General features: G+C 70.9%; 24 protein-coding genes, 1 tRNA gene, 1 other RNA gene and 1 pseudogene. 17 read left to right on the forward strand and 10 right to left on the reverse strand.

The window, feature by feature from the left end; all coding sequences use genetic code 11:
- Nucleotides 1-144: 144 nt before the first annotated feature.
- Nucleotides 145-552, forward strand: a complete 408-nt coding sequence (locus AACZ35_RS01825; protein ID WP_339825361.1) for a DUF6165 family protein — start codon at nt 145-147, stop codon at nt 550-552.
- A 1-nt stretch (nt 553) separates the two neighbouring features.
- Here AACZ35_RS01825 and AACZ35_RS01830 read toward each other — a convergent pair whose 3' ends face one another.
- Nucleotides 554-1,600, reverse strand: coding sequence for a glycosyltransferase family 9 protein (locus tag AACZ35_RS01830; RefSeq protein ID WP_339825363.1), 1,047 nt, complete (start codon nt 1,598-1,600; stop codon nt 554-556).
- 16 nt (nt 1,601-1,616) lie between these two features.
- Between AACZ35_RS01830 and AACZ35_RS01835 the strand changes: the two are divergent.
- The 6 genes and pseudogenes from AACZ35_RS01835 to AACZ35_RS01860 form a co-directional block, all read left to right on the forward strand.
- Nucleotides 1,617-1,946 (forward strand): annotated as a pseudogene (locus tag AACZ35_RS01835) (lipopolysaccharide kinase InaA family protein); the annotation flags it as partial.
- A 219-nt stretch (nt 1,947-2,165) separates the two neighbouring features.
- A complete protein-coding gene (locus tag AACZ35_RS01840) occupies nt 2,166-2,933 on the forward strand; it encodes an MBL fold metallo-hydrolase (RefSeq protein ID WP_339825438.1) in 768 nt (255 codons plus the stop codon).
- Nucleotides 2,930-3,952 (forward strand): GTP 3',8-cyclase MoaA, encoded by a 1,023-nt coding sequence (gene moaA, locus AACZ35_RS01845; RefSeq protein WP_339825365.1) that lies wholly within the window; start codon nt 2,930-2,932, stop codon nt 3,950-3,952. Before AACZ35_RS01840 ends, moaA begins: the two co-directional genes overlap by 4 nt.
- A 1-nt stretch (nt 3,953) precedes the next feature.
- A complete protein-coding gene (moaC, locus tag AACZ35_RS01850) occupies nt 3,954-4,442 on the forward strand; it encodes a cyclic pyranopterin monophosphate synthase MoaC (RefSeq protein WP_339825367.1) in 489 nt (162 codons plus the stop codon).
- The gene (locus tag AACZ35_RS01855) at nt 4,439-4,675 is read left to right on the forward strand and encodes a MoaD/ThiS family protein (protein WP_339825369.1); all 237 of its coding nucleotides are present in this window, start codon (nt 4,439-4,441) and stop codon (nt 4,673-4,675) included. Before moaC ends, AACZ35_RS01855 begins: the two co-directional genes overlap by 4 nt.
- Complete coding sequence (locus AACZ35_RS01860) at nt 4,672-5,085, forward strand: molybdenum cofactor biosynthesis protein MoaE (RefSeq protein ID WP_339825371.1); 414 nt, start codon at nt 4,672-4,674, stop codon at nt 5,083-5,085. Before AACZ35_RS01855 ends, AACZ35_RS01860 begins: the two co-directional genes overlap by 4 nt.
- Before the next feature lie 12 nt (nt 5,086-5,097).
- Here the strand turns inward: AACZ35_RS01860 and ffs are convergent.
- An RNA gene (gene ffs / locus AACZ35_RS01865) (signal recognition particle sRNA small type) lies at nt 5,098-5,194 on the reverse strand.
- 61 nt (nt 5,195-5,255) lie between these two features.
- Nucleotides 5,256-5,348: transfer RNA gene (locus AACZ35_RS01870), tRNA-Ser, on the reverse strand.
- A 111-nt stretch (nt 5,349-5,459) separates the two neighbouring features.
- On the opposite strand from AACZ35_RS01870, the gene dnaX reads away from it, so the two are divergent.
- The 4 genes from dnaX to AACZ35_RS01890 are packed head-to-tail and all read left to right on the forward strand — an operon-like array spanning nt 5,460 to nt 8,508.
- Nucleotides 5,460-7,202 carry a DNA polymerase III subunit gamma/tau gene (gene dnaX, locus AACZ35_RS01875; protein ID WP_339825373.1) on the forward strand — a complete coding sequence of 581 codons (1,743 nt, stop codon included), beginning with the start codon at nt 5,460-5,462 and terminating at the stop codon, nt 7,200-7,202.
- Between the two features lie 17 nt (nt 7,203-7,219).
- Complete coding sequence (locus AACZ35_RS01880; RefSeq protein ID WP_339825374.1) at nt 7,220-7,546, forward strand: YbaB/EbfC family nucleoid-associated protein; 327 nt, start codon at nt 7,220-7,222, stop codon at nt 7,544-7,546.
- 7 nt (nt 7,547-7,553) lie between these two features.
- Nucleotides 7,554-8,156 (forward strand): recombination mediator RecR, encoded by a 603-nt coding sequence (recR, locus tag AACZ35_RS01885; RefSeq protein ID WP_339825376.1) that lies wholly within the window; start codon nt 7,554-7,556, stop codon nt 8,154-8,156.
- A gap of 10 nt (nt 8,157-8,166) precedes the next feature.
- Complete coding sequence (locus AACZ35_RS01890; protein WP_339825378.1) at nt 8,167-8,508, forward strand: histidine triad nucleotide-binding protein; 342 nt, start codon at nt 8,167-8,169, stop codon at nt 8,506-8,508.
- A gap of 12 nt (nt 8,509-8,520) precedes the next feature.
- Here the strand turns inward: AACZ35_RS01890 and AACZ35_RS01895 are convergent, their stop codons facing one another.
- Genes AACZ35_RS01895 through AACZ35_RS01915 form a run of 5 tightly spaced genes read right to left on the reverse strand, consistent with a single transcriptional unit; the run spans nt 8,521 to nt 12,827 of the window.
- On the reverse strand, nt 8,521-8,997 hold the full coding sequence (locus AACZ35_RS01895) for a Slp/YeaY family lipoprotein (RefSeq protein ID WP_339825380.1): 477 nt from the start codon (nt 8,995-8,997) through the stop codon (nt 8,521-8,523).
- On the reverse strand, nt 8,994-10,463 hold the full coding sequence (locus AACZ35_RS01900; RefSeq protein WP_339825382.1) for a DUF3488 and transglutaminase-like domain-containing protein: 1,470 nt from the start codon (nt 10,461-10,463) through the stop codon (nt 8,994-8,996). The genes AACZ35_RS01895 and AACZ35_RS01900 overlap by 4 nt, the downstream gene beginning before the upstream one ends.
- The gene (locus tag AACZ35_RS01905; protein WP_339825384.1) at nt 10,346-10,909 is read right to left on the reverse strand and encodes a transglutaminaseTgpA domain-containing protein; all 564 of its coding nucleotides are present in this window, start codon (nt 10,907-10,909) and stop codon (nt 10,346-10,348) included. Before AACZ35_RS01905 ends, AACZ35_RS01900 begins: the two co-directional genes overlap by 118 nt.
- Nucleotides 10,902-11,870 carry a DUF58 domain-containing protein gene (locus AACZ35_RS01910; RefSeq protein WP_339825386.1) on the reverse strand — a complete coding sequence of 323 codons (969 nt, stop codon included), beginning with the start codon at nt 11,868-11,870 and terminating at the stop codon, nt 10,902-10,904. The genes AACZ35_RS01905 and AACZ35_RS01910 overlap by 8 nt, the downstream gene beginning before the upstream one ends.
- Before the next feature lie 3 nt (nt 11,871-11,873).
- Nucleotides 11,874-12,827: a MoxR family ATPase gene (locus AACZ35_RS01915; protein WP_339825388.1), complete on the reverse strand. Its 954-nt coding sequence runs from the start codon at nt 12,825-12,827 to the stop codon at nt 11,874-11,876.
- A gap of 49 nt (nt 12,828-12,876) precedes the next feature.
- On the opposite strand from AACZ35_RS01915, the gene AACZ35_RS01920 reads away from it, so the two are divergent.
- Nucleotides 12,877-14,787 carry a glycosyltransferase family 39 protein gene (locus AACZ35_RS01920; protein WP_339825390.1) on the forward strand — a complete coding sequence of 637 codons (1,911 nt, stop codon included), beginning with the start codon at nt 12,877-12,879 and terminating at the stop codon, nt 14,785-14,787.
- Here AACZ35_RS01920 and AACZ35_RS01925 read toward each other — a convergent pair.
- On the reverse strand, nt 14,731-15,309 hold the full coding sequence (locus tag AACZ35_RS01925) for a Maf family nucleotide pyrophosphatase (RefSeq protein ID WP_339825392.1): 579 nt from the start codon (nt 15,307-15,309) through the stop codon (nt 14,731-14,733). The two genes, AACZ35_RS01920 and AACZ35_RS01925, sit on opposite strands and share 57 nt — an antisense overlap.
- Nucleotides 15,306-15,788 carry a hypothetical protein gene (locus AACZ35_RS01930; protein WP_339825394.1) on the reverse strand — a complete coding sequence of 161 codons (483 nt, stop codon included), beginning with the start codon at nt 15,786-15,788 and terminating at the stop codon, nt 15,306-15,308. The genes AACZ35_RS01925 and AACZ35_RS01930 overlap by 4 nt, the downstream gene beginning before the upstream one ends.
- Before the next feature lie 118 nt (nt 15,789-15,906).
- Here AACZ35_RS01930 and AACZ35_RS01935 point away from each other — a divergent pair, with 118 nt between their 5' ends.
- The 5 genes from AACZ35_RS01935 to fabD all read left to right on the forward strand — a co-directional run bounded on the left by AACZ35_RS01935 (nt 15,907) and on the right by fabD (nt 19,448).
- Entirely contained in the window at nt 15,907-16,422 is a 516-nt protein-coding gene (locus AACZ35_RS01935) for a YceD family protein (protein ID WP_339825397.1), read from the forward strand.
- Nucleotides 16,423-16,435: 13 nt separating this feature from the next.
- Entirely contained in the window at nt 16,436-16,630 is a 195-nt protein-coding gene (gene rpmF / locus AACZ35_RS01940) for a 50S ribosomal protein L32 (RefSeq protein WP_188661456.1), read from the forward strand.
- Between the two features lie 100 nt (nt 16,631-16,730).
- Nucleotides 16,731-17,711, forward strand: a complete 981-nt coding sequence (locus AACZ35_RS01945; RefSeq protein WP_339825403.1) for a beta-ketoacyl-ACP synthase III — start codon at nt 16,731-16,733, stop codon at nt 17,709-17,711.
- A 2-nt stretch (nt 17,712-17,713) separates the two neighbouring features.
- Entirely contained in the window at nt 17,714-18,433 is a 720-nt protein-coding gene (locus tag AACZ35_RS01950; RefSeq protein ID WP_339825404.1) for a hypothetical protein, read from the forward strand.
- 73 nt (nt 18,434-18,506) lie between these two features.
- Nucleotides 18,507-19,448, forward strand: a complete 942-nt coding sequence (fabD, locus tag AACZ35_RS01955) for an ACP S-malonyltransferase (protein WP_339825406.1) — start codon at nt 18,507-18,509, stop codon at nt 19,446-19,448.
- The last annotated feature ends 18 nt before the right edge of the window (nt 19,449-19,466 follow it).

Raw genomic sequence — 19,466 nt, forward strand, 5'->3', positions numbered from 1 at the left:
GGGTTCGAATCCCTCCCTCTCCGCCAGATGCAAACAAGAAGGGGCCCGCAAGGGCCCCTTTTTTTGTTGGTGCCCGCGAGGGCCCCTTTTTCATGGTCGCCGCGCCGCCCGCGCTACACTTCCGGCCTTGCCACGGAGCCCGTCATGTCCGAAATCCAAGTCCCCGTTTCCTTCGGCGAACTGCTCGACAAGATCGCCATCCTGCAGATCAAGTCCGAGCGCATGTCCGACCCGGCCAAGCTGGCCAACGTGCGCGCCGAGCTGTCCGCGCTCGAAACCACCTGGATGGCCCATCCCGCCGCCGGCAACGACATCGCCCGCCTGCGCGCCGAGCTCAAGGCCGTCAACGAGCGCCTGTGGGTGATCGAGGACGACATCCGGCTCAAGGAAAAGGCCCAGGCCTTCGACGAGGAGTTCATCCGCCTGGCCCGCGCCGTTTATTTCGAGAACGACGAACGCGCGCGCATCAAGAAGGACATCAACCTGGCCCTGGGTTCGGCCTACGTCGAAGAAAAGTCCTACCAGGACTACCGGTCGGGCCCGCGCCCCTGACTCAGGCGCCGGCCTGCGCGCAGAAGGCGTCGAAGCGGGCGATCACTTCGTCCACCTGCACCAGGTCCATGGCGCCGGGGAATTCCACGCGTTTGCCCCAGGGCAGGGCGCTGGCGGGTTTGCCCAGGAAGCGTCGCGCCGCCGCGTCGTAGTGGTTCACCGTCCAGCGCCGGTCCGAATACGGACCCGAGCGTTCGGCATCGGTGCAGGCGTGCAGGCCCAGCACCGCCGTGCCCATGGCATTGGCCATGTGTGCCGGCCCCGAATCGGGCGTCAGCACCAGCCGCGCGCGGCCGAGCAGGGCCAGCAGCTGCTTGAGCGTGTCCTTGCCGACCAGGTCCAGCGCGGGTGCCTGCATCGCGGCCAGGATGGCGTCGGCGGTTTCGCGCTCGAGCGCGCTGCGGCCGCCGCACAGGGCCACCCGCCAGCCCTTCGAGGCCGCGTGGTCGGCGACCGCGGCATAACGTTCGGGCCGCCAGTTGCGCAGCACGTGGCTTGAACACGGCGACACCAGCAGGGTCGGCGTGTCGCCGGGCAGCTGTTCGGCGGCCCAGCGGTGCGCGTCGTCGGGCACCGGCAACCGCCACTGCACCGGCCCCGGCGTCACGCCCAGCGGCAGCAGGAACTGCCGGAAGGCGTCCTGCACGTGGTGGCCCCCGGGCGAAATGCGTTCGTTGATGAACAGGCCGTGGCCTTCCTTGCTGCGACCGCGGTCGAAGCCGATGCGGCGCCCGGCGCGGATGGCGGTGGACGCCAGCCCGGCACGCAGGGCCAGCTGCATGTTCAGCAGCACGTCAAAGCGGCGGCCGGCCAGGCGGGCGCGCAGCTCGCGCCAGGCCGCCAGCCCGGCCTTCTTGTCGAAGACCACGAATTCGACGCCGTCCAGGCCTTCAAGCAGCTTCGCCTCGCCCTTGCCGATGACCCAGGTGATGGGCACGCCCGGGAAGGCCTGCTGCAGGTCACGGACCAGGGCAAGGGCGTGCACGGCGTCGCCCAGCGCCGACAGGCGCAGCAGGCAGATCGATCGCGGCGCGGGCTTCACGGGCATTGGTTAGACTGCACGAATGGGAAACACCACCGCCATCGCCGCGACCAGGCAGCCGATCCGCGACGCGCGAGGGGAGGGGGCGATTGTGTTCGACGCCGCGCGCTGGCCGCAAGCCACGGCCGACGCGCTGGAGCCGGACGCCTGGAATCCCGCCGCAACCCCGGTCGCCGCCGGCGGACGTGGCGCGGCCTGGTTCGTCCAGGGCGCCTTCGGCCGCGGCGTGCTGCGCCGTTATCGCCGCGGTGGCCTGGCCGCGCGTGCCAGTCGCGACGCCTACCTGTGGCTGGGCGAAGACCGCGTCCGAAGTTTCGCCGAATTCCGCCTGCTGGCCGCGCTGCGCGCGCAGGGGCTGCCAGTGCCGGCGCCGCTGCTGGCCGGCTACTGGCGCCGCGGCCTGGCCTACCGCCGGCTGGCGCGAAGCCAACCTGGCCCGGCTCACGCGTTCGCTGGCCAAGCTGTCCGGCCCGGGGCGCGAGGCCTGGCGCGAGGGCTTCGCGCGCCTGCGCCAGGCCTACGAAGAAACCTTCGCCGGTTCCGCGGAGACGGTGGCCATGGAGGTGAACCGATGAGCTGGTCGCTGCGCTTCCTGGGGGTCGGCAATTCGCAGTCGGCGGTGACGCTGGGCTCGTCGTCGGCGGTGCTCGAACGCGACGGCGAACCGCTGCTGATGGTCGACTGCGGCCAGGAAGCGCTGACCGCCTACGAAGGCATTTATGGCAGCCTGCCCGACGCACTGTTCATCACCCACGTGCACATGGATCACGTGGGCGGGCTGGAGCGGCTGTTCTTCGCCACTTATTTTGATCCGGCGCGGCGCGGCAAGGTGCGCCTGTACGTGCCGGTCGGCGTGCTGCCGCACCTGCAGGCGCGGTTGGCCGACTACCCGGGCGTGGTCGCGGAAGGCGACGCGAACTGGTGGGATGCGTTCCAGCTCGTCCCGGTCAGTCGTGGCTTCTGGCACGCCGGGCAGTGGTACGACATTTTCCCGGTGCGCCACCACCTGCCCGACACCGCTTTTGCGCTGCGCCTGCCGGGCAGCCTGGTCTGGACCGGCGACACCCGTCCTGTTCCGGAAATGCTGGCGAAGTTCGCCGGTGCCGGCGAAATCGTCGCCCACGACTGCGCGCTGCAGGGCAATCCCTCGCACAGCGGCCTGGACGATCTTGAGCGCGAGTACCCGGCGGGCCTGCTGTCGCGCTGCGTGCTCTACCACTACGCCTCGCCGGCCGACGGCGCGGCGATGCGCGACCGGGGCCACCGGGTCGCCAGGGCCGGCGACGTGCTGGCGCTGGCCGATCCCCTGCCGTCGCCCGGCCAGCCGGAGGCGCCATGAACGCCCTGACCGCCGACGCCCCGGCCCCGCGCGACCGGCTGGGCCGACCGCTGCACGACCTGCGCGTGTCGGTCATCGAAACCTGCAATTTCCGCTGCCCCTACTGCATGCCGGCCGACAGCACGCCGCCGGACGGCACGCTGGGCCGCGCCGGCCGCCTGGATTTCGATGAAATCGAAACCGCGGTGCGCGCCTTCGCCCGCCTGGGCGTCAGCAAGCTGCGCCTGACCGGCGGCGAACCGCTGCTGCGCAAGGACCTGCCGCAGCTGGTGGCGCGGCTGGTGCGCGTGCCCGGCATCACCGACCTGGCCCTGACCACCAACGGCGCGCTGCTCGCCGGCCAGGCGAAGGCGCTGCGCGAAGCGGGGCTGAGCCGGCTCACGGTGAGCCTGGATGCCCTGGACCCGACGCTGTTCCGCGAACTCACCGGCGGCCGCGGCGAACTGGCCGACGTGCTGGCCGGCATCGCCGCCGCCGAGGCCGCCGGCTTTGAATCGCTCAAGATCAACTGCGTGGTGCAGCGCGGCGTCAATGAATCGCAGGTGCTGGCGCTGGCCGGCCACTTCCGGGGTACGCCGCACGTGCTGCGTTTCATCGAGTTCATGGACGTCGGCACCTGCAACCGCTGGCAGGCGGCGAACGTGGTGTCCTCGCGCGAGCTGCGCGACACCATTTCCGAACGCTGGCCGCTGCGGCCGCTGCGCGAGGCCTACCGGGGCGAGGTGGCCAGCCGCCACGCCTACGCGGACGGCGCCGGCGAAGTGGGTTTCGTCAGCTCGGTCAGCGAACCTTTCTGCGGCGACTGCCACCGCGCCAGGCTGTCGGCCGACGGCCAGTTGTTCACCTGCCTGTTCGCCGGCAAGGGCCTGCCGCTGCGCGAGGCGATCGCGGCCGGCGAAGACACCGTCGCCGAGCGCCTGCGCGAGGCCTGGCTGGCCCGCGCCGACCGCTACAGCGAACAGCGCGCAGGCGTGCCCGGCAAGGGCCGGCGCATCGAGATGTACTTCATAGGCGGCTGAGATGGCGAAGAAGAAACTCACCCACGTGGACGCGGCCGGACGCCCGGCGATGGTGGATGTCACCGGCAAAGCGGTGACGGCGCGCGAAGCCGTTGCCGAATGCCGGGTGCGCTTTCCGGCGGCGGTGGCCGCGGCGCTGCGCAAGGGCGGCATGAAAACCGCCAAGGGCGCGGTGATGGACACCGCGATCATCGCCGGCACGATGGCGGTCAAGCGCACGCACGAACTGGTGCCGTTCTGCCACCCGCTGCCGATCGAAGGCTGCCGCTTCGACCTGGCCTGGCACTCGGACAAGGTGCTGCGCATCGAGTGCGCGGTACGCACCACGCATCGCACCGGCGTGGAAATGGAGGCCCTGACCGGCGCCACCGTCGCCGCGCTGACCGTTTACGACATGTGCAAGGCGCTGTCGCATGCCATCGTCATCGGCCCGGCGAAACTGCTGGCCAAACGCGGCGGCAAACGCGACGTGGGCAAGGTGCGGGCATGAGCGTGACGGTGCTTTATTTCGCCAGCCTGCGCGACGCCGCCGGCGTGGCCAGCGAATCCATGCCGCTGCCGGTTTCGCTTCCGGCCCTGTACGAAGACCTGCGCGAAAAACACGGTTTCAGCCTGCCCGCGCAGCGCCTGCGCGTGGCCATGGACGGGGAGTTCGTCGACTGGGGCGTGGCGCCGCGCGAAGGCGCCGAGATCGCCTTCATCCCGCCGGTGTCGGGCGGATGACGCGTTTCGCGCTCAGCGACGCCGCGTTCGACCCGGCGCCCCTGCGCCGGCGGCTGCAGTCACCGCAGGCGGGTGCGTTTGCCAGTTTCGAAGGCTGGGTGCGCGACCACCATGCGGGCCGGGCCGTGCTGGGCCTGCGCTACGAAGCCTATGCCGCCCTGGCCGAAGCCGAGGGCCTGCGCATCATCGCCGAGGCGATGCGACGGTTCGATATCGCGGACGCAGCCTGCGTGCATCGCGTGGGCGAGCTGGCCCTGGGGGAAATGGCGGTCTGGGTCGGCGTCAGCGCCGCCCACCGCGGCCCGGCCTTCGATGCCTGCCGCTGGATCCTGGACGAGGTCAAATCCCGCGTGCCCATCTGGAAACACGAACGCTACGCCGATGGCGAGGCCACCTGGCTGCATCCGTAGGCTTGGGTGGCAGCCCCGCCGGTTACACCCGGCACCCGCGTCATCCAATACCGTTGCTGCCTTCCGGCCCTGGCGGAGTTTTCGGACTAGCGTCGCGGGAGGCCGACGGGGCCACCATTGAAGCAAACGGCGCGCCGGGGCCGTGCTGGCCGGGGCGCGCCGCTGGATTTTGGCGGAGAGAGGGGGATTCGAACCCCCGAAGCGCGGTTTAGACGCTTACACACTTTCCAGGCGTGCTCCTTCAACCACTCGGACACCTCTCCGCAGAGGTAAAGGCTGGATGCGAGCGCGAAATGATACCGGTCGGCGGGTTCGGCCACAAGCGCCGCGTGGGCCCGCTGGCCGGGGGGCAGGGGGGTTGGCACAATGGCGCCATGTCCTATCTCGTCCTTGCCCGCAAATGGCGCCCCCGGCGCTTCTCCGAACTGGTGGGCCAGGAGCACGTCGTGCGCGCGCTTTCCAATGCCCTGGAAACCGGCAAGGTGCACCACGCCTTCCTGTTCACCGGCACCCGTGGCGTCGGCAAGACCACCATCGCCCGCATCTTCGCCAAGTCGCTCAACTGCGAACGCGGCAGCGGTGCCGAACCCTGCGGTGAGTGCGGCGCCTGCGTGGACATCGACGCCGGCCGCTACGTGGATCTGCTCGAGATCGACGCCGCCAGCAACACCGGCGTCGACGACGTGCGCGAACTGATCGACAACGCCCAGTACATGCCGGCGCGCGGCCGCACCAAGGTCTACCTGATCGACGAAGTGCACATGCTGTCCAAGAGCGCGTTCAATGCGCTGCTCAAGACGCTTGAAGAGCCGCCCGGCCACGTGAAGTTCCTGCTGGCCACCACCGACCCGCAGAAACTGCCGGTGACGGTGCTTTCGCGCTGTCTGCAGTTCAACCTGCGCCGCCTCGAACTGGGCCAGATCTCCGGGCAGATGCAGCGCATCCTGGAAGCCGAGGGCATCGCCTCGGAGCCGGCCGCGATCGAACTGCTGGCGCGCGCCGCCGACGGCAGCCTGCGCGACGGCCTGTCCCTGCTCGACCAGGCCATCGCCTACACCGGCGGCCAGCTGGGCGAGGCGGCCGTGATCGCCATGCTCGGCACCGTCGACCGTGGCCAGGTCGGTGGCCTGCTCGAGGCCCTGGGCGCCGGCGACGGCGCCGCGCTGATGCAGCGCATCGAGGCGCTGGCGGCCTATTCGCCGGATTTTGGCCACGTGCTCGAAGACCTGGCCGTCGCCCTGCACCGCATCCAGCTGCAGCAGCTGGTGCCCGGCGCCGCCGGCGAGGACCTGCCCGCGGCCTGGGCCGGCCTGGCGGCCAGTCATTCGGCCGAGCTGGTGCAGCTTTGGTACCAGATGGCGGTCACCGGCCGCCGCGACCTGGGCCTGGCGCCCAGCCCACGCACCGGCTTTGAAATGACCCTGCTGCGCATGCTGGCTTTCCGGCCGGCCGGGCAGGGCAGTGGCGCCCGCCCGGCGGCGATCGGCCAGGGCACGGCTTCTGCGGCGCCGGCCCCGAGCGCGGCAGCCTCCGCGGCCAGCCAGCGGCCGCCTGCCGTGGCTGCACCGGCCCCGGCTCCGGCTCCGGCGCGACCGCCGATGCAGCAACCCGTCGCCAGGGGGGCCGAGCCCGCGCCTGCCTCCGTGCCGGCACCCGCACCTTCACCGGTTCAAGCCCCGGCGGCTCCGGCCGCGCCCGTCGCGGCGGGTGCCCCGTCGCGCCTGGCCACCGTCGAAGACTGGCTGGACCTGGTGGCCGACGCCGGCCTGCGCGGCCCGGTACGCGAACTGGCGGCGCACTGCGCCTTCTGCGGCTTCAGCGACGGCGTGCTGTCGCTGTCGCTGCCCGACAGCTTCGACCACCTGCGCAGCGAATCGCTGGTGCGCCAGCTGACCCAGGCCCTGGCCGGCCCGCTGGGCCAGGCGCCGCAGGTGCGCTTTGAATCCGCGCGCGCCGCCGCCGGTGCCGAAACCCTGCACGCGCGCACCGAACGCCAGCGCGGCGAGCGCCAGGCCGACGCCGAGGCCGACTTCCTGGCCGACCCCGTGGTTGCCCGGCTCGTGCAGCTCGGCGCCCGGCTTGTTCCCGATTCCGTCCGTCCCCTCGACGAACACTGACAGCAAAGGAAACCACCATGCGAGGCAACATCGCCCAACTCATGCAGCAGGCCCAGCGCATGCAGGACAACCTCAAGAAGGCCCAGGAAGAACTGGGCGGCCTGGAGGTGCAGGGCCAGTCCGGCGGCGGCATGGTCAAGATCACCCTGACCGGCAAGATGGAATGCCGCGCCGTGCGCATCGACCCGTCGGTGCTGTCCGACGCCGAAATGCTCGAAGACCTGGTCACCGCCGCCTTCAACGACGCGGTGAACAAGGCCAACGAAGAAAGCCAGAAGCGCATGTCGGCGGCCACCGCGGGCATGCCGATCCCGCCGGGCATGAAACTGCCGGGCATGTTCTGAGCCGCCCGTGAGCGCCTCGCCGCTGCTGTCGCAGCTGATCGAGGCCCTGCGCTGCCTGCCCGGCGTCGGCCAGAAGTCGGCGCAGCGCATGGCCTACCACCTGCTCGAACGCGACCGCGAGGGCGGCCTGCGGCTGTCCGCGGCGCTGGCCGAGGCGGTGGAAAACGTCGGGCACTGCGAAACCTGCCGCGACTTCAGCGAAACTCCGGTGTGCGCGATCTGCGCCAGCGGCTCGCGCGAACGCAGCCTGCTGTGCGCCATCGAATCACCGGCCGACCGGCTGGCGATCGAAACCGCCACCGGCTACCGCGGCCTGTATTTCGTGCTGCAGGGTCGGCTGTCGCCGCTGGACGGCATCGGCCCGCGCGAACTGGGCCTGGACCGGCTGGCTGCGCGCCTGGCCCAGGGCGAAGTGCGCGAGCTGATCATCGCCACCAATCCCACCGTCGAAGGCGAGGCCACCGCGCATTACCTGGCGCAGCTGGCGCACCAGGCCGGCGTCAGCCCCAGCCGCCTGGCCCACGGCGTGCCGCTGGGCGGGGAGCTTGAATTCGTGGACCGCGGCACGCTGGCGCATGCCTTCGGTTCGCGCACGCAGATCACTTCCTGAGGAGCCAAAGATGGCTACGATCTTCGACAAGATCATCGCGCGCGAGATCCCCGCCGACATCGTCTACGAAGACGAGCAGGTGCTGGCATTCCGCGACATCAATCCGCAGGCGCCGGTGCATGTGTTGTTCATTCCCAAGACGCCCGTGGCGACGCTGAACGACCTGGCCCCTGGCGACGAAGCCGTGGTGGCCCGCCTGGTGGCCGCCGCGACGGCGTTCGCCAAGGCCGAAGGTTTCGCCGAAAAGGGTTATCGCGTCGTCATCAACTGCAACGGCGACGGCGGCCAGTCTGTGTACCACATCCACCTGCACCTGCTGGCCGGGCGCGCCATGGCCTGGCCGCCCGGCTGAGACCGGCCGGTATTACCACCAGAACGGGTAGCGTTCGACGATGACGTCGACGTCCTTGCGCTCGGGCCACAGGTAGATGACGTCGGCGGCGACGCTCGGGTAGCGGTAGTCGTAGTCGCCGACCTTCCGGGTTTCAAAGCCGGTGACGCGGCCGGTAATGGTGACCTCGCGGCCGGCCTGGAACACTTCCGGATCGTAGAAACCGGCGCGGCAGGCGATGAAGCGGCCGTCGCTCTGGTCGCGCGCCAGCGGGCGGCCGTCGGCGCCCACGCGAACGCCGACGATTTCGAAGCAGCTCTGCGCCGCCAGCGGATCGACGCGCACGATGCGGCCGCCCCAGCGGACGATGTCGCCGGTGGCGCCGGAGCGGGCGACGTCACCCGGCTGCACCGGGGCATAGGCGCCGTCGAGCACCTTGGGCGCGGAAACGCAGCCGGCCAGGGCCAGTGCGGCGAACACGGGAAGCAGGCGGGTCGGCAAACGGTTCATCGGGAGTCTCCGGTGGGGCGGGGTGGTTTGCCGGGGCGGAACGCGCGCAGTTCGGCAATAAGCTGGCGTTGTTCGTCGTCGGGCAATCCCCCGCGAGCGTAGCGGCAGGCGGCATAACGCCGGCTGAGCGATTCCAGTTCCGCCGACCGGGCGGGCAGGGCCGCTGACAGGCGGCGGCCAAACGCGATCGGTGGCTCCGAAGGATCCTTGGCCAGGCCGGCCCGGCGCAGGCGCTTGACGAATTCCAGCCAGGCCGCCACCAGCGGATCGCGGCTGGCCGGCTGGCCGCGCATCAGGTACCACAGGGTCAGCAGCATCACCGCGCCGGCGCCGACCGCGAAGGCCAGGCCAAGCTGGGTGGCGCTGGCCTGGTCGACGCCCAGCGGCCGGAACAGCTTCGCCTGGCGCTCGGCATCGAAGGCCAGGACCAGGTCGTTCCAGCCGCGTCGGGCCCAGTCGGCCAGGTCGCGCACCGGCGCCAGGCCTTCGGGCAGCAAGGCTTCGCTGCGCTGGCGGTCGGCCACGGTGTCGAGCACGCGCACCGGCGCCACGGCGGCGGTCGGGTCCACGCGCACCCAGCCGCGGTCTTCGAGCCAGACCTCGTTCCAGGCATGCGCGTCCATGCGCCGCACCACCCAGTAGTCGGCATAGGGGTTGCGGTAGCCGCCGGCGTAACCCAGCACCACGCGGGTGGGAATGCCGGCCGAGCGCATCAGCACCGCGAAGGCGGAGCTGTAGTGCTGGCAAAAACCGATCTTTGTGTCGAACAGGAATTCATCGACGGCATGGCGCCCGGTGGGTGGCACCGACAGGCTGTAGCTGAACTCCCGGTCGATCCAGTCCAGCGCGCGCTGCACCACCAGGGCGTCGTTGTCGCCGGCTTCGGCGCGCCACTGCCGGCCAAGCGCCAGCGTGCGCGGGTTGAAGTCCGCCGGCAGGCGCGTTGCCAGCCGGCGCACGCCCGGTTCAAGTTCGATGCCGAGCCGGCCGCCGGGCGCCGACACCGCCTCGTACTTGCGCATGCGGCTCACCGGTGACGAAGTGACCACGCTGGCATCGGCAAGCAGGCGACCGCCGTCGGGCGCCTGCATCGGCAGGTCCATCACCGCCAGGTAGTTCTGGTCGGTGGGTTCGAGCGTGACTTCGTAGCGCAGCACGCTGTTGCCCGCCTCCACCCGCGCCGCGGCCAGGCCCTGGATGCCCGGTTCGCGTGTCCAGCTGCCGCCATCGAAGTTCCACAGCACCTGCGCGCGCCAGTACATCTGCTGCGGCGGTGGCGGCGGGTCCAGGAAACGCACGCGCAGGGCCGGGCCGTCGTCGGCGAACATGTCCACCCACTGGTCGGGGCTCATGCTTTCGCCCAGCCCGCCCTGGCCCAGCACGTTTTCGGGCATGCCCCATAGCGGCGTCGACAGGCGCGGGAACAGCCAGAACGCGGCCAGCGCCAGCGGCAGTGCGATCGCCACCGCGCGAGCGGCCGGTGTTCGGCCAGCATCGCCAGCCCGACCAGCAGCAGGCCCAGCGCCAGCATCGCCAGCAGCAGCACCAGTGGCCCCTGGTCCTGCAGGAAGGCCGCGAAGGGCGCGAACAGCGAAAAACCAAGCAGGCTGCGGGCATCGCGCAGGGTGCGGGTTTCGCCGGGTTTCACCGCCAGCAGGGTGGCCAGAAGCGCGGTGCCGGTGTCGCGGCCCAGGTTGAAGCCGAAGGTGAAAAGCAGGTAACCCATCACCATCACCACCACCGCCATGCGCAGCAGGCCGGGCCAGCGTCGGTCGAACACGTAGCCCAGGCCGGCGATGCCGCCCAGCGCGAACGCCAGCCCGGCCGGCACCTGCAGCAGCAGGGGCAGCAGGCAGGCGCCGGCGGCGGCCATGCACCAGCGGCGCAGCGGCGTCGGCAGCGGATCAGCCATGGGGCATCAGCGCCAGGGCGCGCAGGCAGGCATGGCGGTGGTCGGGGCCACGGCCGGGGCCGAGGGTGGCGGCGGGCAGGTGCAGGCGGTAGCGGTGGCCCAGGCGTTCGGCGTCCACCACCCAGCGCGCCAGCCGGCGGATGCGGGCTTCGTGGGCCATGCCATGCAGCGTGTCCCAGTCGAGTTCGAGTTCGCGCGGGGCGCTGGCTTCGTATTCACGCACCAGCAGGCGCTCGGCGCGCGCCGAGGGTTTCCAGGCGACCTGTTTGAGCGCGTCGCCGGGCCGGTATTCGCGCAGGTGGTGTGGCTGTTCGCCGTGCTGGCGGGTGCGGCGCGAGGTGCTGTCGCCGCCGTGGTCGGGCAGCGGCACCTGGCCGGTTTCCGGGCAGGGATAAACCAGCAGGCGGGTGCGCGGCAGCAGCCAGGTCCAGGCCCGGGCCAGGCCCAGCGGACGGATGGTCGACAGACGCAGGCGGCCGACATCGAGCCAGCCGCGGCGGCGTGTCGCCAGCACCAAGGTGACTTCGGCGCGTTCGCCCGGCGCCATGTCGAGGAAACTTTCGGCATCGCCCGCGCGCAGCTCCAGGCCGGGGCGGCGGCGCAGACCGGTGGCTTCAAAGGCGGCGCGCACCGCGATGGACCGGCCGGCGAACACCGGTTCGGCGTGCAGCGCCACCAGCCGCAGGCCGGAAAGCGTGAGGTGCGCCTGCACCAGCGAGTTGTGCGCCACCGCGATGGTGACGAAAGCCAGCAGCAGGGCGGGGTTGTTGTTGTAGTTCAGGCCGCCCAGCACCATCGCCACCAGCATCAGCGACAGGAACAGGCCGAAGCCGGTGGGCAGCACGTAGATGCGGCGACGGTCGATGTGCACCGGCAGGTCTTCGACCTGGCGTGGTTTGACCAGCGGCAGCCGGGCGAGCCGTTCGCTGAAGCGGTCGACGAGGTCGGGCGTGCGCGCCACGGATCAGTCCACGGCCACCGCGCGAAGAATGCCCTGGGCGAGCGAATCGCGGCCCTCGGCCTCGGACTCGGGCACCAGCCGGTGTGCGGAAACGGCGGCGAACAGCGCCTGCACGTCCTCGGGCAGCGCGTGGTCGCGACCGTCGAGCAGGGCCAGGGCGCGGGCGCCGCGCAGCAGGCCCAGGCCGGCGCGCGGCGACAGCCCGACCTGCACGCCCGGGTGCCGGCGGCTCTCCTGCAGCAGGGCCTGCACGTAGGCCACCAGCGCGTCGCTGGCGTGCACATTGCCCACCGCCGTGCGAAGCGCCAGAACCTCTTCGGCGGACAGGCGCGGCATGGAGTGCGCGATGAGGTCGCGGCGATCGGCGCCGGCCAGCATCTCGCGTTCGGCGCTGGCGTCGGGATAACCCAGGTGCAGGCGCAGCAGGAACCGGTCCATCTGCGAATCGGGCAGCGGGAACGTGCCGGCCAGGTCGACCGGGTTTTGCGTGGCGATCACGAAAAACGGCTGCGACAGCGCGTGCGTGGTGCCGTCGAGCGTGACCTGGTGTTCGGCCATGGCTTCAAGCAGGGCGCTTTGCGTGCGCGGCGGCGCGCGGTTGATTTCGTCCGCCAGCAGCAGCTGGGTGAACACCGGGCCGGGGTGGAAGCGGAACTCGCGCGCGGCCTGGTCGTAGATGGACACGCCGATGATGTCCGAGGGCAGCAGGTCGGACGTGAACTGCATGCGCTGGAAATCCAGGCCCAGGGTCGCGGCCATGGCGCGCGCCAGGGTGGTCTTGCCCAGGCCGGGCAGGTCTTCGATGAGCAGGTGGCCGCCGGCCAGCAGCGTGGTGAACGCCAGCTTCACTTCGCGTGGTTTGCCCAGCACCAGCTGGTTGACCTGGGCCAGGGCGTCGTCGAGGGCCTGGCGGGTGCGCTCGGGTAGGATGTCGGCTTGTTTGGCCTGCGCGTGCATGCGTGCGTCCCGGCGTTGAGTTAAGGAAGGATACCTTGTGGATGCTGGCATGCGGACCAGTTCGAAACGCGTGAAGTTCCTCGCGCTGTGGGCCTTGCTGCTGCTGGCGAAGCTGGTGCTGGCGGCGACGCTGCAGCCGTTCGGCGACGAAGCGTTTTATGCGTGGGAAGCGCGGCATCCGGCCTGGGTGTATTCCGACCTGCCGGGGCTTACCGCCTGGATCGCGTGGATTGGCGCGCAAGTGGGCGGGCAGGGCGTGTTCGCGCTGCGCCTGCCGTTCGTGCTGCTCGGCGCGCTTCTGCCGTGGCTGGTGGTGCGCATCACGCGGCGCTGGTTCGGCGCCGAAGCCGGCTGGCAGGCGGGCCTGCTGGCGCTGCTGATGCCGCTGGCCGGGCTGATGGGCGTGCTGGCGCTGCCGGACGTGCCGATGCTGGTCGCGGCGCTGCTTTGCCTGGATGCGTTTGCGTCGCTGATGCGCCGGGTCACGACCTGGGGCCTGGTGCAGCTGGCGCTGGCGCTGGCGATGGGGGCGTTCGCGCACTACCGGTTCGCGCTGGTGGTGCTGGCCGGCGCCGCTGGCCTGGCCTGCACGCCGGCCGGACGCGCCTTGCTGCGGCATCCGGGTTTCTGGACCGCGCTGGCCGTCGGTGCGCTTGCCTGGGTGCCGGTGCTGGCCTGGAACCTGTCGCACGCCGGCGCCGGCCTGGGCTTCCAGTTCGTCGACCGCCACCCCTGGCAGCCGCAGTGGCGCGGCCTGTGGTGGCCGCTGGTGCAGGTGCTGCTGCTGACGCCGCCGCTGGCCTGGCTGCTGGTGCAGTCGTTGATCGAATGCTGGCGGCGCCGGCGCGACGGTGAACCGGCCTGGGCCTTCATGCTCGGCCTGGGCCTGGTCGCGGTGCCCGGTTATTTCGTCTTCGGGTTTTTCACCGACGCCGAACGCGTGAGCTTCCACTGGCCGCTGGCGGGCTGGCTCGCGCTGTGCTGCGTGGCGCCGCCGGTGCTGGCGCGCTGGCGGCCCCGTGCGCGCGTCTGGCTGCATGCGGCGGCGGGGCTTGGGCTGGCCGTGTTGCTGGCCTACCTGGCGCTGCTTGCCAGCGCGCAGGGCCGCGGCTGGCTGGCCGCGGGTCCGGCCTACGCCGACAACATCAGTGGCTGGTCGGAGGCCGCGGCGGCGGTGCGCGAAGACCTGCGTGCGATGCCGGCCAACACGGTGCTGGTGGCCGACAACTTCATGCTGGCCGCGCAGCTGCGGCTGGCGCTGGGCCGCGACGACGTGCGCGTGCTGCCGCATCCGCTCAATGAAAAACACGGCCGGTCGGTGCAACTGGCGGACTGGGGGCAGGTCGACGACGGTGCCCGCGACTGGGCGGGGCGGCCGGTCCTGCTGGTGGTCGAAGACACGGCGCGGCCGCTGCGCCAGCGGCTGGCGGCCTACCGCGAGCTGTGCGACCGCGCCGGCCGCCTGCCGGCGCCGCGCGTGCTGAACGTGGACCACGGGCGCAAGCGTTTCCTGCGTTTTCAACTGCAGCGGCAGGACGCGGCGATGTCCGCGGGCAACTGCAGCCTGCCGGCCCTGGCCTGGCTCGAGGCGCCGGCCCGCGGCGCGCGCCTGGCGCCGGGCGACGAAGTGCGAGGCTGGGCGCTCAAGTCCGGCAGCCGGGTCACCCGGGTCGAATTCCTGCTGGGCGGCAAGGTCGTGGCGGAGGCGGAGCCCGGCTTGCCGCGTCCGGATGTCGCCAATTATTGGGACCTGGCGCCGGCCGACGGCGACCGCGTTGGTTTCCGGCTGACGATGCCGGCCGTCCCCGGCGCGGCTGCCGGCCGTGCCTGGCTGGGCCTTCGGCTGTTCACCGCCGAGGGCGGCGTCGAGGACTGGCCGGCACAGCCGGTGACCTGGCGACCCTCAGGGCAGGCGGAAGCCGGCGCGGCGCAGGGCGGCGGACAGGGCGATCAGCGGTAGGCCCACCAGGGCCGTGGGATCGCGGGTGTCGATGGCCTCGAACAGGCTTATGCCCAGGCCTTCGCACTTGAAACTGCCGGCGCAGTCCAGCGGCTGTTCGGCGGCCACGTAACGCGCCACTTCGTCCGGCTGCAGGTCGCGGAAGCGCACTACGGTGAGGTCCTCGCCGGCGAACAGGCCGCCATCGGCCTGCCGGAACAGGCAAAAGGCCGTGTGGAAGTGCTGCTCCCGGCCGGAGGCGGCCAGCAGCTGGGCGATCGCCGTGGCCGGGTCACCGGGTTTGCCGACCGGCTGGCCGTCGCGCTCGGCGACCTGATCCGAACCGATGACCCAGGCCTCGGGCCGGGATGCGGCCACGGCGCGGGCCTTGGCTTCGGCCAGGCGGCGGGCCAGGGCCAGCGGGCTTTCGCCGGGCCGCTGGCTTTCGTCGACGTCGGGGCGTTCAACGCTGAAGGGCAGGGCGAGGCGCTCAAGCAGCTCGCGCCGGTAGCGCGAGGTGGAGGCCAGGATCAGCGGCGTCACGGCTTGGACGCAGGCCGGCGCAGGGTGGGGGGCTCGCGCACGGCGGCCAGCTCGCTGGCTTCGGTGGCCTGGGCCAGTTCGGCGCCGGCGCGCTCAAGCTCGGCCAGGCCGCCGGCCAGGCGTTCACGGGCCCGGTCCAGGGCGGCGCAGGCGGCGTCAAGCTCGGCCTGGCGGGCGTCCTGGCCGTGGTGTTTTATCCACAGGCGGTGCTGGAGCAGGTCGCGCTTGGCCTCGCGCACGGGCAGGGCGCTTTCGAGCGAGGCCTGGGCCACGGCCGCCATGTCGGCGGGCACGCGCCCGACCACGGTCTGCAGGGACTGCATGTGCACCTGGCTGCGGTCGAGCAGGCCTTCCATTTCGTCGGCGAGGTCGAGCAGGCGCACCAGGCTGCGTTCCCGGCGCCGGCCGCGCAGGATCCACCAAAGCAGGGCGGCGGCCAGGGCCAGGCTGGCCAGCCCGAGGGTTATAAGGGTATCCATGCGGTTTTCCGTTGGCTGGGGGCAGTCTGCACCAGCGTCGCGGCGGGCGGCAAACCCCTGTCGGTCCAGTCACTTAAGGTTTGACATCGCTGGGTGCGGAGCCTAAAATCCCGCGCTTATGTCCGCTCCCTTGCCCCCTGTGCTTGATGCCTGGCGCATGGTTGCGGCCAAACGGCTGTTCGATGGCCGCCTGCCGCTGTCCGGGATGCCCCGGCTGCGACCGGTGCTGGCGGACGCCGAGGGAGATTGCCGGTTCGAGGTCGAATTCGGCGTGGACGCGTTGGGTATGCGCTACGTCGAAGTTCGTGCCGAGGCCGAATTGCCGCTGCTGTGCCAGCGTACGCTCGAACGGTTCCTGCATCCGGTGCGCATAGACCAGCGCCTGGGCCTGATCACCGACGAGTCGCAGGAAGCAGCCTTGCCGGAGGGCGTCGAACCCCTCCTGCTCGACGCCAGTGGCGAGCTCAACCCTGCCGGCCTGGTCGAGGACGAACTGATCCTTGCCGTGCCGGTGGTACCGATCGACCCCGATTCTGCGGAAATCGAGCCCCAATGGCCCGATGAAGCCGAAGAAGAGGAAGAGAAACCAAACCCTTTCGCCGCGCTCGCCGCGTTGAAGGAACAGAAGAAGTAGTTGGAGACAAGCCATGGCCGTCCAGAAGTCCCGTGTTTCCCCGTCCCGCCGCGGCCAGCGCCGCGCGCACGACTCCCTCACCGCCAAGCAGCTGGCCACCGACCCGACCACGGGCGAGACCCACCTGCGCCACCACGTCACCAAGGACGGCTACTACCGCGGTCGCAAGGTCATCGCGACCAAGACCTCGGTGGTCGAGGAAGACTGAGGCCCTTGGCCGCACCCTGCCGTCGCAGGGGCTGGCCTAACGTGAGCCTTGCGCGGCGGGCCAGGCCCGCCGCGTGCGTTTTTGACGGTTGGCAGAGGAAGTGACCATGGCCGTGTTCTCGCGTATTGCAGGGACGGGCAGCGCCCTGCCCGAAAAGGTCCTTACCAACAAGGACCTCGAACAGTTCGTCGAAACCACCGACGAATGGATCGCCTCGCGCACCGGCATCCGCCAGCGCCACGTGGTGGTCGAGGGTGAAACCACCGCCGACCTCGCCGAACGCGCCGCGCGTGCGGCCATGGAAGCGGCCGGCGTCACCGCCGACCAGCTCGACATGATCATCCTGGGCACCACCACGCCCGACCTGATCTTCCCGTCCACGGCCTGCCTGGTGCAGCACCGCCTGGGCGCGAACGGCTGCGCCGCGTTCGACGTCAACGCCGCCTGTTCCGGTTTCATCTACGCGCTCAGCGTCGCCGACGCCTTCGTGCGCTCGGGCAACGCCCGCACCGTGCTGGTTATCGGCGCCGAAACCCTGACCCGCATGCTCGACTGGTCCGACCGCAACACCTGCGTGCTGTTTGGCGACGGTGCCGGCGCGGTGGTGCTCAAGGCCGATGCCGAAGCCGGCATCCTCTCGACCCACCTGCACGCCGACGGCGGCAAGAAGGAACTGCTGTACAACCCGGTCGGCGTTTCCGTGGGCTTCAAGCCCGAGGAAAAGAATGCCGGCGTGCGCGTGCTGATGACCGGCAACGAAGTCTTCAAGCATGCGGTCAAGGCGCTCGACGCGGTGGTCGACGAAACCCTGGCCGCCAATGGCCTGGACAAGTCCGACCTGGACTGGCTTATCCCGCACCAGGCCAACCTGCGCATCATCGAAGCGACCGCCAAGCGGCTGGAAATGCCGATGGACCGTGTCATCGTCACCGTGCACAAACACGGCAATACGTCCTCGGGCTCGGTGCCGCTGGCGCTGGACGAGGCCGTGCGCTCGGGCAAGGTGCAGCGCGGCCAGCTGCTGCTGCTTGAAGCCTTCGGCGGCGGCTTCACCTGGGGCTCGGCGCTCATCCGCTACTGACCATGGCGGCGACGCGGGTCCGGCGCGAAAGCTGGCAAGGCCAGGTCGCCTGGCGAAAGACCTATGCCGATGGCGGCCACCGCCGGCGCATCGCCGCGCTGCGCTGGGTGGCGCGGCGCCTGGGCGCGAACGCGCTGCTGGCGCCGATGCCGCTTTCGCCCGAACTGGCCTGCCGCACCGAACAGGCCATGATCAACCGCCTCGCCGCGCTCGGCGCCAACGTGCCGCCGCTACTGGCCGTGGGCGATCGCGAACTCCTGCTTGGCGACCTGGGCCCGACCCTGGCCTTGGTCTGCCGTGCCGAGCCCGATGCCGGCAAGCGCCGCGACCTCGTGCAGCTCGGGCTCGATGCGCTGGCCGCGCTGCATGCCCGCGGCGGTTACCTGAGCCAGGCCTTCGCCCGCAACATGACGGTGCGCGACGGCCGCATCGGCTTCATCGATCTCGAGGAAGACCCCGGCACGAGCATGTCGCTGCCGGCGGCGCAGGCGCGCGACGTGCTGTTCTACGCGCACTCGACCGCGCGTTTCCTGTCCGGCCAGAAAGGCGAACACGTCCGCCTGCTGCAGGCCCACCTGGCGCGGGAAACCCCTGAAGTGCGCGCCGAAGTCGCGCGCGTGGCCTCGCGGCTGTGCTGGCTGTCGCCGCTGGCCTGCCTGTTCGGACGGCGTTCGCGCGACGTCGCCGAAGCCCTGACCAGCCTGGCGCGCGCCACCGCCTGACCCTACGCGGCGGTACAGACGGTTTGCCGCCCGTGTCGCTTATCATTCGCCGATTACGCAGACCGGACCGCCGATGAGCCAGACCATCGCTTTCGTATTTCCCGGCCAGGGCTCCCAGTCGCTGGGCATGCTGGCCGAACTCGCCGCCGCCCATCCGGAGGCGCGCGCCGCTTTCGACGAAGCTTCGCAGGGTGCCGGCGTGGACCTGTGGGCACTGTCGCAGCAGGGTCCCGAAGAGCAGCTCAACCAGACCGAGTTCACCCAGCCGGCCCTGCTTGCCGCCGGCGTGGCGACCTGGCGCGCCTGGTGCGCGCGCGGTGGCGCCCGCCCGCAGCTGCTGGCCGGCCACAGCCTGGGTGAATACGCGGCGCTGGTCGCCGCCGGTTCGCTGTCGCTGGCCGACGCCGCCCGCCTGGTGCGCGAACGCGGCCGGCTGATGCAGCAGTCGGTGCCCGCGGGCACCGGCGCCATGGCCGCGGTGCTGGGCACGGAAGACGAACTGGTCGCGGAAGTCTGCGCGGCCGTTTCCGGCGAGGATGTCGTGGTGCCGGCCAATTTCAATTCGCCGGGCCAGGTGGTCATCGGCGGCCACGCCGCCGCGGTGGACCGCGCCATCGCCGAACTGCAGGCGCGTGGCGTGCGCAAGCTGGTGAAGCTGGCGGTGTCGGTGCCTTCGCACACGCCGCTGATGCGCGAGGCGGCCAATCGTCTTTCGGAAGTCATGGCCGGCATGGACTGGCGCGAACCGCAGCTGCCGGTGGTGCAGAACGTCGACGGCGAAGTGCACGAAGGCGTGCAGGCCATCCGCGACGCGCTGGTGCGCCAGCTCTACCTGCCGGTGCGCTGGACCGAATGCGTTCAGGCCCTGGCCGCGAAGGGCGCCACCCGCATCGCCGAATGCGGCCCCGGCAAGGTGCTTGCCGGCCTGGCCAAACGCATCGACAAATCCCTCGACGCCCGCGCCCTGGGCACCCCCGCCGACTTCGATTCCGCCTTGTCGGATTGGAAAGACTGAAACAAGGTCCTGGAGAAA

This window comes from uncultured Arenimonas sp. (genome assembly GCF_963976025.1).
Taxonomy (GTDB): Bacteria; Pseudomonadota; Gammaproteobacteria; order Xanthomonadales; family Xanthomonadaceae; genus Arenimonas.